The organism is Halorubrum sp. FL23 (assembly GCF_052439115.2).
Lineage (GTDB): Archaea > Halobacteriota > Halobacteria > Halobacteriales > Haloferacaceae > Halorubrum > Halorubrum persicum.
This window is the reverse complement of sequence record NZ_JBQVRO020000010.1, coordinates 59,667-74,430: the sequence shown is the minus strand read 5'-3', so window position 1 is coordinate 74,430 and position 14,764 is coordinate 59,667. Positions and strand designations below refer to the sequence as shown.

Genomic DNA, 14,764 nt, shown 5'->3' with positions numbered 1-14,764 from the left:
GCTGAGAGAACCGACAGAGTGTGGCGATATAAGCGTTGTTCCACCCCGACTCGGTAATCGCCCCACCGGCCGCCCGAACATTGAATATGGCTTCGTCGAAGGTTGCGGTATGCGAGCAACCACACGCGACAGGACCCATCCTCACTCTCCCGTCGGCGACGCGTCGATGTCCCGGCCCGACAGCTCGACCCCACCGGCAGGTGATTCACGAGTGACCCGCGGATCCCATTTCGTCGATGACTTGGAGTAAGGACGCCGCGGAGGCGCTGGCAGACGCCGGCGTCGATCTGATCGCGTATCTCCCGGACTCGAAGATGGACGCCCTCATCGATGAGGTCGTTGATGACAGCCGGTTCGAGACCGTGCTGGTCAGCCGTGAAGAGGAGGCTATCGGCGTACTCGTGGGCGCCTGGGTCGGTGGCGACCGTGGCGCACTACTCTGTCAGTCGAGCGGTCTCGCGAACACGTTCAACGCCATCGGATCGCTCAGTGTCCCGGCGCGCGTCCCCTTCCTCGGGGTCGTGACGCGCCGCGGTAACCTGGGCGAGTTCAACATCGCGCAGGTGCCCGCGGGGTACAACATGGACAAGCTCCTCGACGATGTCGGTGTCCGCAACTCCGTCGTCACTGATTCGGAGGACCTCCGGGAAACCGTAGCACTCGCGGGCGAGACAGCGTTCTCCACGCAGTCCCCATACGTCGTCCTGTTGGAGCAGACCGTCACCGGGCGGAAGTCGGAGGCTACAGAATGACGGATGCACGTGCGGACCAATACGCTTGTACGGAGTCCGTCCTTGACATCACTCCGGACGCGGCCGTCGTTTCGAATCTCGGCGTCGCGTCCTACGTTCTCGCGAGCGTCTCAGACTCCGAACGCGCCAGAAACTTCTACCAATGGGGAAGCATGGGCGTGACCACGGCAGTCGGCCTCGGTCTCGCCATCAGCACCGACGAACCCGTCACCGTCCTCGACGGTGATGGGTCGTTGTTGATGTCGCTTGGCACGCTCACGACTGTCGCGCGATACGACCCTGACAACCTGACGGTCGTCGTCTGGGCGAACGATGTCTACGGAACGACGGGCGGTCAGTCGCTTCAAGCCAGCCAGACCGACTTCGCCGGGATCGCTGAAAATAGCGGTCTCGACGCGGTCACCGTTCGAAATACCGAGGCGTTCGCGGACGCCTACCGAGACGCCACCGAATCCGCGAGCGTCACCGTCATCGTTTGCCACGTCGACCCCGTCGATCCCGACGCACGGCCGCCGTTCGATTTCCCGTACATCGCCCGGCGTGCCCGCGATTCGCTCTCGACCGACACGATGTAGTCCGCATGTCGATCTCACCGGAATCGTATCCGCGTGCGACTATCCCATAGCTACCGGCATTCGACCGCAGTTCACGCCGCTTTGTTCGTCGAGTGAGGAACCGCATTCAAATCGCCGGCGGCGAGCATGGGGACATCGACGACATCAGTGTCACCGTCGACAATCAACTCGGCGACGATCTGTGATCTGTTTCCCCTGTTGGTCTCGGGAGCTGGATCTCGATGGTCGTCCCGCGATCGGAGTTGATGACGTCGATTTCACCGTTCAACGTCGTGATGATCCAGTAACTCAACCAGAGTCCGAGTCCCTGCCCGTGGACGAGCGGTGTCTCTGCGCCGGTCTGTAAAATACTTCGTTCCGTATTCGGAAGCCCCGGCCCGCTATCGCTCACCCTACAGGTAATCAGTCGCTCGGACACGCTCACATCGACCACGACGGATTCGGGATCGCCGCCGTGTTTTACGGCGTTGTCTACGAGTTCGAACAGCGCCACTTCGAAGCGTGGAAGCGTCTCCGCAATCGCTTCTTCCGGCGTATCAACCGTTATCGAGGCGTTTGGATAGCGTGTTTCACATTCAGTGACGGTGCGGTTGATCAGCGGGATGATGTCCGTGGGCTCTAACTCGGGCGAGACTTCGCGATTTTGTTCGATCTTCTGTGCGGCCTCAGTCAAATCGAGCAATCGCGTTGCCGCCGCACTGATGACCGTTGCTTTGTTCGCCCGCTCCGCATCTAGATCCGCTGCGAGCATCTCCGCCCAGCCACGGTTGACATCCTCCTCCGCCTTCAGGCGGAGGAATCCCGACCGCGTTTGGGATATTAGGGTTCGCAGTCTACCACTTGTTCCTGCGGTTGGAATCCGCTGGACAAGTCGTGAAGGTAGACTCCGGGCTGTGCCAACCAGCCGGTACTCCTATCTCCACCCAAATCAGGTGCAGACTCGGAGTTACTTTCGCCGGTAATGCCGAGACGGATGTTTTCCGCCCCATTTACATCTGCATTGAATGCAGCGTCGCAGTTATCACACACATACAAACCGCGCTCAACGCGCTGACTCTTGTCTTTAGTGCCGCATATTGAACACGTCTTGCTCGTATTGCGCTCAGATACTTCGACGACCTCGATCCCCTCCACTTTCGCCTTGTACTCAAGGATCGAGGTGAAGCGGTCGAACGCCCAGCCGTGAAGATCGAGATTCCCGTGCCTGCCCCAGTTTTTCGAGCTGCCGTTCTCATCTTCACGGACGCCTTCAAGATCTCCGATGTTGATCTGACCGACCTCGTTCTCGACACACCGTTCTACGATGTGTTTAGCGAGACCGTGGAAGAAGTGCGTGCGGCGTTCTGACCACGTGTGGTGCAACTGAGTGGCCCGATCGCCGTCTGAGTCGTCGCATTTGGCGATTTCTTTGGGGAAGTAGTAGCCGTCTTGTTTCAGACGGGTGCCGGGGTACAGGTCGGCGTCCTCGGTACTGTATGCGACCGCGGCAAAGTTGCAGATGCCGAGATCGACGCCAGCTGTCTCGGTGCCGGGCGCGTCGGGTGTTTCCACCTCATGTGTGCAGACGAGATGGAGTTCCCAGCGGTTGTTCGCGTTGTCGTAGACGGCCCTGACTTGTTGCAGGTTCTCAACCTCAACGCCGGGGCGCGTTTCATACTCGACAAGGATGTACTCCCACGCTTTTGGGTGTTCTTTGTGATTCGCGCCCTTCGAGAGGCGAACACGATTGTTCGTGGTATCGTGTTTGATGCCGTTTTGCTTCCACGTCACCGTACTGCGGGGGTGTTCTTCGTGGACGCGGCGGCCGTGATCGTCGTAGTAGTTTTCTTTGCGGTAGCCGGGTGGATTGTCTCGGTCGTCATCAGACTCATACCACGAGGTGAAGGCTTCAGCGAGCTCTTCCAGAACGCGCTGACTGGACTGTGAGTGGAGTCCGTTGTAGTTGGTGTGTGTCTTCAACTCGTCTTTGAGCCTGCCGTGATCGGGTATTTCACCCGTTTCATCCCACACTTGGCGGGCGTAGTAGTTCGCGACGTTCCAGAGTTTACTGGCCGACCACCCGTGTCGGTCGAGTGAATCCCCTACCTGTCCGTGGTTGCAGATTGTCGCCCGATGGGTTCTGTGGACTGTCAACATCTGAAACGCTGTATAATACCTTATATTCGAATCTCTTGGAAAGTTTGGATTGAGGGTGTAGAATATCCAGCCGTGCTATCGGCGGTGGACTGTGGAGAGGGTTGTCGGATTCATCCCGCGCCTAAAGGCGCGGGTATTCTCCTTGCTCTTTATAAAAGAAGCCTAGGCACGCTGACTGGGCTCCCAGCAAGTCTCACCCAGAGTGCAACAGGGAGCGAAGAACACTCACAAGATCTTAGAGAACGTTTCAGTCTATGGATCTCCTGTACTGCCACAGCAGGCCCAACTCTGACACTTGCTGAGGATTTCGACAGAGCCAATTCACACATTAGTCCGACCCGCGGGTAGACGAGGTGCCGATATCATATTACTCACCGCCCCCACCGAGCCCTCCAACCCGTTCACTGCTAGAAAATCCATCACTATTGACGCCAGTAACTTCGAAGCGAGCACCGCCGGCCTCACTCTCAGTAAGGTGGATAGTCCACCCGTGAGCACTGACGGCTCGGTCAACGATGCTCAACCCAAACCCAGTCCCCTCGTCAGCTGTCGAATACCCCGCTTCGAAGACCCGACTGCGGTCCTCCGCGGGAATTCCGGGTCCATTATCCTCAATATACAAACCGTCATCCAGTTCACCGACCGTCACCGTGACATGCGGCCCACCGTGTTGGACCGCATTTCGCATCAAGTTCTCGAGCACCTGCTTCAGCCGACTCGTATCCGCTCGAATCGAGGTTGTACTGTCGATTTCGACCGCGAGCGATGCGGTCGTCGTTTCGACAGTGGCCCAGCACTGCTCGACCAGTCCCGTAAGCTCAACCGACTCGAAGTCAGTGACAGTTTCTCCCTGTCGAGCAAGGCTCAGTAGATCGTCGATCAGCACCTCCATTCGAGTGAGTGCGCCCTCGACATGCGACAACTCCTCGCTTTCACATTCGTCTTGGGCAAGCTGAAGCCATCCTTCAGCCACATTAAGTGGATTACGAAGGTCGTGGGAGACGACGGTGGCGAACTCATCAAGACGGTCGTTCTGGCGCTGCAGCTCCTGAATACGTTCTTTTTGGTCAGTAACGTCTCGCTGCATGCCAAGATACCGGATGAGGTTGTCATCGGCGTCGTACACCGGTGCGACGCTCAGTTCGTTCCAGAATTGAGTGCCGTCCTTGCGGTAGTTGCGGAGTTCAACGGTGATCGGCTCTTCGTTATCGATCGCTTCCCGCAACCGAGCTACGGTTTCGGGGTCGGTACTGTCTCCCTGCAGAAATCGACAGTTCCGTCCAAGAGCCTCCGCTTCTGTATACCCGGTGAGATCTTCAAACGCCTCGTTGACGTATACCATTGGGTTGTTGTCTTTGTGTGGATCAGTCAAGGTGAGTGGCGCGTGAGCGTTGTCGATCGCTGTCTGGTGAATCTCTAGTTCGCGCTCGGCAGCTCGTTGCTCCGTGATGTCGGTATTGACCGCAACAAAGTGCGTGGTCTCGCCCGACTCGTCGGTCACCGGAGCGATCGTCTGGTCGACGACGAACTGTTTGCCATCTTTGTGTTCGTTAATCACCTCGTCGTCCCAGACATCGCCGTCGAGAATAGTTTCCCACAGGTTTTCGTAAAACGCTTCGTCGTGTTCGCCCGACTGGAGGATAGCTGGGTTCTCTCCGATTGCTTCCTCGGCTGTGTATCCCGTTATTTCCTCGAAGGCTGGGTTGACGTAGTCGATAACACCGTCAGGCTTCGTACAATAAATCGCATGACCCGAGGATTCGACGGCACGCTGGAACTTCTGGAGTTGCTGTTCGCGTTCTTTGCGCTCGGTGATCTCTGTTATGAAGCCGACGATGCGGATAACTTCGCCGTTGTCATTTCGGATCGGCTTCCCCTGAACGTATACCCAGCGTTGGTAGTCTTCGCTTTTATTGACCCGGTGTTCAATTTCAACGGTTTGTCCGCTCCGTAACTGTTCGACTGCCTGCGCCACCTGCTGTCGATCTTCGGGATGGGTTGCGTCGAGAAAGGCTAATGGATCGTCGCGGAGACGGTCTATTGGGATGCCGTAGAGGTCATCGAAAGCGGAGTTGATGAATATGACATCGTCCATGTCCGCTGAGAAGATCCAGAGGATGTTTGTGGTCTCCTCGGCGAGTTCTATGAGCCAGCGTTCGATCTTGCTGGCACGTTGTTCCGACCGACGCTGAGCAACGGCATTATCGATCCGGTTAGCCAGAAGTTCGTACTGTTCCGAACCCATTCCCTTTTGTAAGTAGTCGGTCACCCCTTTCGAGATAGCCCTACTTGCGATTTCTTCGGACCCTTTGCCAGTGTATAGAATAAACGGGATATCAGGATGCGTCTTACGTACCCGTTCGAGAAACTCGATACCGTTGAGGCCGGGCATATCGTAGTCAGAGACAATACAATCAATCTCGCTCGTTTCGAGGTACTCGAGCGCTTCGTTGACATCGAGTTTGCTGTGAATCGATAACAGATCGTGATTCTCTTCGAGAAACGCGGCAGACAGATCTAAGATACTCTCGTCGTCATCAACATGGAGGACTTCGATTGGCTTGGACATAGTACTTTGACTCGTGTTCAAGACGAGGTCGAAATCGTCGCGTTGGACCATCGGTGGCTGTCGGTGATGCGATGATGATCTTTCTGAACCCTCCATCTCTGTTAATTATTCAGTAGTCAGTTGCTGAACTGTCTCGCTGATCTGGCCGACATTTTCTGCCTGCTGTTCGTTTGCCACAGCAATACTTTCGACCTCGCCGGCGACTGCATCTGCCTGCTCGACCAATTCGTCGACCATACTCGCAACTTCCTCGGCGCTGGCGGCTTGGTCGTCGGTCGCATCGGACACCTCGCGGATACCGTGAGACGCATCTTGAACCGATTCAGCGATATCTTGGAGTGTATCCATCGCAGTGGTAACCTGATCGATACCTCGGTCGATTTGCTTAGTGGTTTCTTCTAGGCTGGCGACTGTCTCTGCGGTGTCTTCTTTGATATCCGATACTAATTGTTCGATTGTCCCCGCGTGGTCTTGAGATTCTTCGGCGAGATTTTTCACTTCGCTTGCAACGACCGCGAATCCGTCCCCTGCCTCGCCCGCACGAGCAGCCTCTATCGAGGCGTTCAACGCGAGCAAGTTCGTCTGTTCGGAGATATTGTTCATCACCTCGACTATTTCATCAATTTCGTCGATTCGCTCTTGGAGTTGTTTGACATCGCTCGCGACAGTCGATGCAGAGTCATCAACTCGCTTCATCACTTCGATGGCATCGGTTGCAGCCCCTCGACCTTCTTGAGCGAGTTCTTCAGCCTTCTCGCTCATCGTAGCCACTTCATCGGCAGTCGATGCGATTTCCTCGACAGTGGCAGACATGTCCCCGACTTCGCTTGCGACTTGGTTCATCGACTCTGCTTGGTCGTGGGCTTGTTCACTGAGTCTATCCGTACTCGTCGTAATGTTCTCAGCTGACTGTGTGGCCTGTGCCACCTGCTCGTCAACGTCGGTTATGACCTGTTTTTGTTGGTCCAGTTCGGCCTCGAGTTGTGCACTGTACGAATGGATGTAGGTATCCATAGCCACCTGCTGGTCGAGATTCATTAGCTTCAGCATCGATCGCGTTCGATCGGCAAGTGTATCGAGCGCCTTCTCCGGCGTGAGTGTGCAACCTTCTTGTACCGGGTCGCCGTCACCCGCCTGTGCGAGATCTGCTTTCAGATCATCAACGACGGCGTCGATTAGGTGTCGGTAGAAGACGCTGTAGGCACCGAGATAGATCTTCGGTCCGAGATCCAGCATATCATGAATCTTGCCTATCCGAGCACGGCTCTCGAAGTGTTCCTGTCCGTACTGGCCGTCGAATAGGTCTCGTAAGTACTCACGCTGGTTCCCTTTGAGTGCTTCAATCCCCTTGCTTGATCGCCCGAAGATTTCGGTGGTTTCATCGTATGATTCCAAGTGGTCGTAAAACCCCTCGACTGCGTCGTCAATAGCCGGTTCAACAACGCTACCGAGATCTTCGAGCCGTTGCTCATCTGCCTGCTCAAAGTTCGTGAAATCCTTTCGCCAGTCGATCTGTTTCTGGTCGATTTTTATCTCGTCTACTAACTGTGCACCGTCTACTTGCTTTCGATTAGCAGCGGTTATTTGATTTCTCACAATCACTGCATGTGATTCATATGCATATCAAATAGTGGCAGAATATCTGAGGTAGAGTTGGTGGCTAAACCTTATATGTGGGGTAGCCTCTTAAGCGAGATTGAAATTAATCATCTGAATATACACAACATTTAGATTTTATCAAATGTGTGTAGATTTTATGTCGCTCTCATAAAGAGCAAGGAGCATATCCGCGCTTTCAGGCAGAGGAGGTGGCGATTGCAGGGTTCGATTTAATCAGATTTACGTGACGAGTGAATTGTTAGCGTCCTCAATGAGGTTCTCAAACAGTGTCTGTTCTGCTTTTCGGATGTGCTCATGAAAAGTAGAGTTGGAAAAGTCGAACATGTCTGCAAGTTCTTTCCCACTTGCACCCCGAGGAGAATCAAAGTACCCGGACCGGTAGGCTGTCTCCACGACTTCGCGTTGGCGGGGAGTGAGGGCCTCTATCGCAGTGTTAAGAGACTTCTTTCTCGAATCAGACAAAGAATCAGACTCTCGTTTGGCGAGCAATTGCGCGTTTTCGTAGTGCGACGTAACTATGTTGACAGCCTGCCGGATACTGAACGCCTCCGGAACTTCGACTGTCAACCGACAGCGAGCACCATCAGCGACTAGTTGTTGTAGAATTACACTTCTGTTGGAAAGAACCGATCCTATACACGGTGTGGCGATCCGTAACTGGATAAACGTCTCATTTGGACGCTCGATTAGATGTCCCTCCTCAATTCCATCCAGCCGTTTGGCCCCGTTGAGTACTTCTTCGGGGGTGCCATTAGCTACTCTGACGAAGGCAAGTGTAGACTCCTTTCCCTGGGACACAATTTTCTCGATCTCGATTTTACAGTCAAGTACAGCAGCCAATCGACAGAATAAGACACTTTCATCTCGAGTCTCAAACTCCAGTTCCGCTGTCTGCTTCGTGTGCAAGGCCGCTTTTTGTTCGATCGCAGCACTCGCATGGGCGGTCAAATTGCAGAGTTCTTTCAAGACAGATGTTAGTGCATCCGAAAATCCTGATGTCGAGCGTGAGTACACGGTGAGCGCACCGTAGAGTCCTTCCCTGTAGATAAGCGGGACACTTAGAACAGACCGGAACTCCCGTTCGATTGCTCTACTTCGCCAGTCGCCATGTTGGATGTTAGTCGCGATATTCGAACTGCTGCACGCGCCTCGTGACTGCAACGCCTCTACTGACGGTTCTGGGTCGTTAGTCCCATTTAACGTGAGAGATATACTGTCCAGATAGTCACTGCCTGCTCCAGCCTGCGTCTGGGGAATCACCTCTTTTTCTTCGAGATCGACAGTACCAATCCAGGCGAACTCGATTGCATCTGACGCGATCAATTGTTCACAAATCGATTGTTCAAGCTCTGTGCGTGTGTCCGCCTGAACGATTGTATGAGTGATATCGCGGATCTGCTGGTTCAACGACTCGATTTCCTGCAGTTCTTGGCGCTGTTTTCGGAGCTCTTGTTCCCGTTTGGTATAGCCGAGTGCTGCCTCAGTCGTGGCACCTAATGTCTCCACAAGATTCGCCGTCCAATCGTCGAACATGCCCGGGCGCGTATCGCCCACGAAAAGGACCCCCCGATCACCGATTGGAACGGCCAATTCACTCCGAACCGTTCTGTCGAACTCGTAGTCCGTCTCCTGGGTCTGGAAGTCATCGACAATCGTTGTCTGCTCGTCGGAAAATGCACGCCACTCCACACCAACTCCTGGTTCGAATACAGGGACGTCCCCAATTTCTTCAGCTTCTTCGCTCGAGGTCACGTGAACAGCCGGCCTGAGTTCCCACTCGTCTTCGTCGAACGAATAAAACGCGACAGTAGAGACATCGAGAACATCTGCCAGCACCTCGACTGCCGTTCGGGTAACCTCGTGTTCAGTCCCGGCATCGAACAACTCCTGTGTTACCTCATTGAATGTATCCAACCGGTGTTGGTATTCGAGTTGGTCGCTGATATCTTGCAAAACTCCGTAGACGATGTCTTCGCCTTCCAGTTCAACCTTTTTCCCAGTGATTTCGACTGGGATCTTCTCACCCTGTTCTGTGACAATCTGGGTTGGAGATCCATCGGGCAACTGTCGCCACGTTCCCCCCCGTTCTATGATATTCCTAAATATCGTGTCATAGCCGTCGCTTTTTTCAGTGGGATGGAAGGAAGCCCGTGTTCGGCCGATGAGATCAGATGTTGAACAGCCGATGAGTTCTCCAGCAGCGTCGTTCGTTTCGATGACCTCCTCCGTGGCAGGATCGACAGCGACAATTGGGACTGGAGCCAGTTCTAGCAGTTTCTGGTAACGTTTTTCTGCTCGCTGTCGGGCCTGCTCTCGCTTTTTCCGTTCGGTGATATCTCGGAAGTAGACGGAAATTCCACCGTCGTCGTTGGGATACGCCTGTACGTCGAACCAGCTGTCGAGCCCCGAGTAATACTCCACGAAGGAAGTTGATTCCCGTGTCTCCATCACCTCGGAGTACCGTTTTTCGAAGGCAGTGTCACGTGCGTCTTCAAACTCGTCCCAGATGTACTGACCGACAAGTTCCGCTTCGGACGTGTCCAGTAATGCTTCGGCCTCCTCGCTGACAAATATAAACCGCAAGTCAGCGTCTGTCTCAAAGATCCCGTCAGTCACCCGATCGATCACCTGTTTCCGTTTGCGCTCCTGTTTATTGCGCTCGGTGACATCCTCTTGTGTCCCCAAAAATCGAACAAGTTCACCATCAGTGTCGTACACCGGAGAGACGGTGACTCTGTTCCAGAACTCCGTTCCATCTCTCTGATAGTTACGGAGTTCTACTGTCACCTGCTCCTCGTTATCGATAGCTTCTGAGAGTTCCGCGACTGGCTCCTGTTGAGTGTTTTCTCCCTGAAGAATACGACAATCTTGTCCAATCAGTTCTGATTCTGTATACCCAGTTAGATGTTCGAAGGCTTCGTTCACGTACACGATGGGGTTATCATCTCCTCCCGGTTCCGTCATTAGAAGGGGAGAGTTTGCCTTCTCGATTGCTTGCCAGAGGATGTCTTTTTCCCGTTGCTCTTCTTTACGGTCGGCGATCTCTCTCGTTGTGATGACGATACCTTCGGCCCGTGAAGTATCGCACAGCACGTGAGAACGGCTCTCGACCCAGATCCACGTTCCATCTTTTGTCCGAGTACGGTATTCTACTGATTGAGGAGTACCCATCCCCGCAACATGGTTCTGGAATCGTTCGCCAATTCGTTCACGGTCCTCGGGATGGATGTAGGTAAAGGCTGAATCGCCGACTCGCTCATTGCGGTCGTAATCAAGCGTCGCAGTGATATTCGGGCTGTCGTATTGGATGGTCCCATCCTCATCGACGACAGTGATAAGATCTGAGACGCTTTCGAGATACACTTTCTGTCGCTCTAGTTCCTCTTCACGCTCCTTGCGTTCAGTGATGTCTGTCGCCGTGCCGAACCACCGGACGAGCTCGCCATCCTCCAATATCGGTACTGCCCTCGAACGCGCCCACCCGACGGTTCCATCGGCACGTTTAATGCGGTGTTCCAACTCAAACGGACTCTGTGTCTCAATCGCCTCGTCGATTGCCTGCCCGACACGCTTGTGTTTCCCTTCCGGAATATACTCTTTCCACGTGGTAGGGTGGTCGTCAGATCGAAATCCACTTCCAGCGATTTGATATATTTCAGACCAATCAGGACTTATTCGATAGATCCCATCTGTGGTGGCTTCCAACAACGCTTCGAGCCGTTGTTCACCCTCTTCTACCGCGTTGTCGATATGGTTTCTCTTGGAGATATCCTCAAATAGGATGGCAACGGTCTGATCAGTAGGGTCACCAATCCGGAATGCATTAATCTCGTACTGCCGTTCGTCAAGATGTTCTACATACCCAGTAAACTGAACGGGCTCACCAGTCTGTGCGACAGCACCGTATTTTTCGAACCACCGGTTTTCGGAGTCTGGTCCCAACTCGCATATCCGTTTGCCCTCTGGGTCTCGTAAGTCCGTGAGCTCGTCAAACGCAGGGTTTGTTTCGAGGAATCGATAGTCGACTGCCCGGTCTTCACCATCGAACACCACCTCGACAATACAGAATCCCTTCTCGATGGATTCGAACACTCTCCGGTACTTTTCATCCGTCTCTTGATCAGTCACTCTGTGCTCTTCTATCGGCCGCCACCAGACACGACCGCGAGCTCCCACTTTCTTTGTCTTCAATACGTTATCTTCAACGAGCGTCTCAAGTCGGTTGTAGATTGTTCGGTCGGAACAGTCGAATGTCGTGGCTACCTCTGACGTCGTAAACGGTGTGCCAGGCGGTCCAAGTACCTCAATCGCGTCCCGAACCTGCGCGAGGGGCGGAGCCGAACTCATACATTGCTCTGTTCGTGAAGGCACATAGTATTTCTCTTGACCGAAAGGAGGTGACCTTCCCAGTACGTGGTCCACGCTACCGGCTAAGTGAAGTGTGTCGAACGTGGTGTTGGCACGCTCGCGGTGAGTTGGCCTGCAGATGTGCGGGAGTCGGACTGGTGCAAGACCGGCAACAAGAAGTTGCACTCGAGGGCATAAATCGGACACAGCGGGAGCCCACGCTGAAAGCCACGGCTTTAGCCGTGGGGTAGCTTACGACCGCGCATGCTCTCGGGATGGGATTGAAACGTGATCGGGGACCCGTTCAAATTGCCGTGTTGAATAGCGGCCTCTGAGTCACGAGGCAACGATATCGATCCGGAGACCATAGTATCAACCGGTCACAAGCCGATTCAAATCCCGATTGCCTCGGCCAACACTGCTATTCAACAGAGCAAATCAATCCAATCCTGAACTGACCTTTAGGGTTCCGAGTAGCAAAGATCTTACCCCGACCTACCCCACTCTAGCAGGCGCTGTGTGACCGGTACACGAATGACACTCAAAATGACACTATTGGCTACCCAAATGCAGACTAACTAATTATACCCATCAAAAAGGCTACTTTTGCTCCTTGTTAAGCGGTCTCAATCGGTTTGAGAACGGACAACTGCTCGCATTTATCGTAATAGTTTATATCTCAGATACTGATATGTGTATCCGAATATGGCTCCCGACACGCAGGTGAATTCTGTCACTATCGTGGGAGCGCTGAGCCTCGCCACAATAGGAGTGATGAGCGTACTCGCAGATGTTGATCTGGAAGTACTCTTACTCCAAGCTGCGGTTCCGACGGCCATCGGGATCAGCTTGATTGGCTACGGCTGGTTCCGCGCAGACAGTGTCGTCGCGGCGAAACACCGGACAGTGTTGAAATGGACTACTTCGGGGTTTCTCTCATTTGTGATTCTTGGATTCTGGTTCGGGGAGATGGCATCGCGAGCAGATACGTCGATTTTGCTCTCGATCGCCGGATCGTTAATTGTCGGTGCGGCACTCGGCACGGTGATCGGCGTGTACGCAGCTCGGATTAACCGGACCAATGAACTGCTCGCAGAGACCGTCTCTGAACTTGAGGAGGCGAACAACCGCCTCGCGATGAAGAACGAACAGCTGGACCAGTTCGTTGATGTTGCCAGTCATGACCTCCGAAACCCGGTGAACGTCGCGAAGGGGCGGATTGAGCTTGCCCGTGAGAACTCCGACGGCGAGCACCTTGCAAAGGCGGATGCTGCGCTCGAACGCATGGATACGCTGATCACCGATCTCGTATCGTTAACGAAGGCCGGCGACCAGATTGACGAGGTTGCGCCGGTGAATCTCGACGCGGTGAGTCAGTCAGCGTGGGGCAATGTCGATACGAAGGACGCATCGCTACACGTTGAGACAGAGTTAGAGATCTCCGCCGATGAGAGCCGAACTCAACAAATTTTGGAAAATCTATTCCGCAACTCGATCGAGCACGGCGGCGAGGATGTGACCGTCCGGGTTGGGGCACTCCCGGACGGATTCTACGTCGAAGATACCGGCGCAGGTATTTCAGACGACCTTCGCGGGCAGGTGTTTGAAGACGGTGTCACCACCGGCGGTGTGGGCGCGGGTCTTGGACTCACCATCACCGAGCAGATCTCTACTGCTCACGGATGGGAGGTTGACGTTGAGCAAAGCGCCGAGGGAGGCGCTCGCTTCGAGTTCACTGATGTGGAGTTTCCAGAGAAATAGCTCTGTTGAAATCCTCAGGAAGAGACCTATTCCGATCGGCGATGGTCAGTACGGGTCGCTCACGAATCACTCAGCACGGTATGGCGATTCAACAGGTGGGAGCGATCTCTACTGGTCGATTGACCGGCGAGAAGAAGCCGCTGTGAACTGATCTGAACTCGTTTGACACGGCTCTCAACCGCTTTGAGCGGACCCGATTCAATCGTCAGCCGGTGTGACTCCAGTCGCCTCGCCACCGATTCCCGACGAATCTTGCGTTAGGGTTGCATAGAGCATGATTAGCATGGACACGATGAGGCAGATTCCCCAGAGGAACGCGGTCGGCATCAGGAAGGGGAGCCCCGCCCCTTCGCCGATCCACACGACACCTGGTATCCCCCACTGTCCGGCGATAAACATGCCTGTCACCGCTGTCCGGAGTCGTCCCGTAACGCCGATTACGGGGACAGCGAATCCCATCACAATAGCAAGAATTGAGATCACACCCAAGTGGGCGTGACCGCCGATCATCCAGCCGGGGACTGCATTACCGCCAGCCAACAAGGTGAACTGGTAGAGACCGACGACCATCATCGTTGCAAGACCAAGGAAACCGCTTGCTTTCAGTGGTTTTGTCATGCACCAGCCACGATATGCTTGACTCAATTAAATGTCTGTGTTTGCCGATGTATTGTCTGGTACCTACGAGAGAGTACCCCCTTGACATCCTCCCCATGCTAAAGCGCGAGGCTTTCTCTTCGATTCTCCGTAACGAAAGTTATTCGAACCGCTCCGCGACCTCGCGAACCTCGTCGCGGTCCGTCTCGTCAGCAGCTTCAACCGCACTCCGCATCTCGCTCACTTGGTCCTCGTTAAACACACCGCGGGGATCCCGGAGCGCTCGTCCACCGATGAGTCGCTCCACGGCGTCACTGAGCGATTCACTATCCCGCTCGTTCGCCTTGATGCGCTCGTACACGTCGTCTTCAAGTCGTACCTGATGCGACATTCTTGTTGATAGCGTT

At 54.3% G+C, this 14,764-nt stretch carries 10 protein-coding genes and 1 pseudogene; 4 read left to right on the top strand and 7 right to left on the bottom strand.

Annotated elements, in window-relative coordinates:
- Window positions 1-236 precede the first annotated feature (236 nt).
- Entirely contained in the window at window positions 237-752 is a 516-nt protein-coding gene (locus ACT4MF_RS12965; protein ID WP_444682918.1) for a hypothetical protein, read from the top strand.
- Window positions 749-1,327: a thiamine pyrophosphate-dependent enzyme gene (locus ACT4MF_RS12960; RefSeq protein WP_099255318.1), complete on the top strand. Its 579-nt coding sequence runs from the start codon at window positions 749-751 to the stop codon at window positions 1,325-1,327. The genes ACT4MF_RS12965 and ACT4MF_RS12960 overlap by 4 nt, the downstream gene beginning before the upstream one ends.
- A 163-nt stretch (window positions 1,328-1,490) precedes the next feature.
- Here ACT4MF_RS12960 and ACT4MF_RS12955 read toward each other — a convergent pair whose 3' ends face one another.
- From ACT4MF_RS12955 to ACT4MF_RS12935, 5 genes are all read right to left on the bottom strand, one after another.
- Window positions 1,491-2,078 carry a sensor histidine kinase gene (locus tag ACT4MF_RS12955; protein ID WP_444682917.1) on the bottom strand — a complete coding sequence of 196 codons (588 nt, stop codon included), beginning with the start codon at window positions 2,076-2,078 and terminating at the stop codon, window positions 1,491-1,493.
- A 68-nt stretch (window positions 2,079-2,146) separates the two neighbouring features.
- Window positions 2,147-3,463 carry an RNA-guided endonuclease InsQ/TnpB family protein gene (locus ACT4MF_RS12950; RefSeq protein ID WP_444682916.1) on the bottom strand — a complete coding sequence of 439 codons (1,317 nt, stop codon included), beginning with the start codon at window positions 3,461-3,463 and terminating at the stop codon, window positions 2,147-2,149.
- A gap of 367 nt (window positions 3,464-3,830) precedes the next feature.
- Entirely contained in the window at window positions 3,831-6,032 is a 2,202-nt protein-coding gene (locus ACT4MF_RS12945) for a PAS domain S-box protein (protein WP_444682915.1), read from the bottom strand.
- 105 nt (window positions 6,033-6,137) lie between these two features.
- Window positions 6,138-7,634 carry a globin-coupled sensor protein gene (locus ACT4MF_RS12940; RefSeq protein WP_444682914.1) on the bottom strand — a complete coding sequence of 499 codons (1,497 nt, stop codon included), beginning with the start codon at window positions 7,632-7,634 and terminating at the stop codon, window positions 6,138-6,140.
- Between the two features lie 237 nt (window positions 7,635-7,871).
- Window positions 7,872-11,999, bottom strand: coding sequence for a PAS domain S-box protein (locus tag ACT4MF_RS12935; RefSeq protein WP_444682913.1), 4,128 nt, complete (start codon window positions 11,997-11,999; stop codon window positions 7,872-7,874).
- 90 nt (window positions 12,000-12,089) lie between these two features.
- Between ACT4MF_RS12935 and ACT4MF_RS12930 the strand changes: the two are divergent.
- Window positions 12,090-12,194: pseudogene (locus ACT4MF_RS12930) on the top strand (RNA-guided endonuclease TnpB family protein); the annotation flags it as partial.
- Window positions 12,195-12,704: 510 nt separating this feature from the next.
- Window positions 12,705-13,760 carry a sensor histidine kinase gene (locus tag ACT4MF_RS12925; protein WP_444682912.1) on the top strand — a complete coding sequence of 352 codons (1,056 nt, stop codon included), beginning with the start codon at window positions 12,705-12,707 and terminating at the stop codon, window positions 13,758-13,760.
- Window positions 13,761-13,958: 198 nt separating this feature from the next.
- Here ACT4MF_RS12925 and ACT4MF_RS12920 read toward each other — a convergent pair whose 3' ends face one another.
- Together ACT4MF_RS12920 and ACT4MF_RS12915 are read right to left on the bottom strand one after the other, a co-directional pair.
- The gene (locus tag ACT4MF_RS12920) at window positions 13,959-14,378 is read right to left on the bottom strand and encodes a DUF8059 family membrane protein (protein WP_444682911.1); all 420 of its coding nucleotides are present in this window, start codon (window positions 14,376-14,378) and stop codon (window positions 13,959-13,961) included.
- Between the two features lie 139 nt (window positions 14,379-14,517).
- Window positions 14,518-14,748, bottom strand: coding sequence for an antitoxin VapB family protein (locus ACT4MF_RS12915; RefSeq protein WP_099255314.1), 231 nt, complete (start codon window positions 14,746-14,748; stop codon window positions 14,518-14,520).
- Window positions 14,749-14,764: the final 16 nt, after the last annotated feature.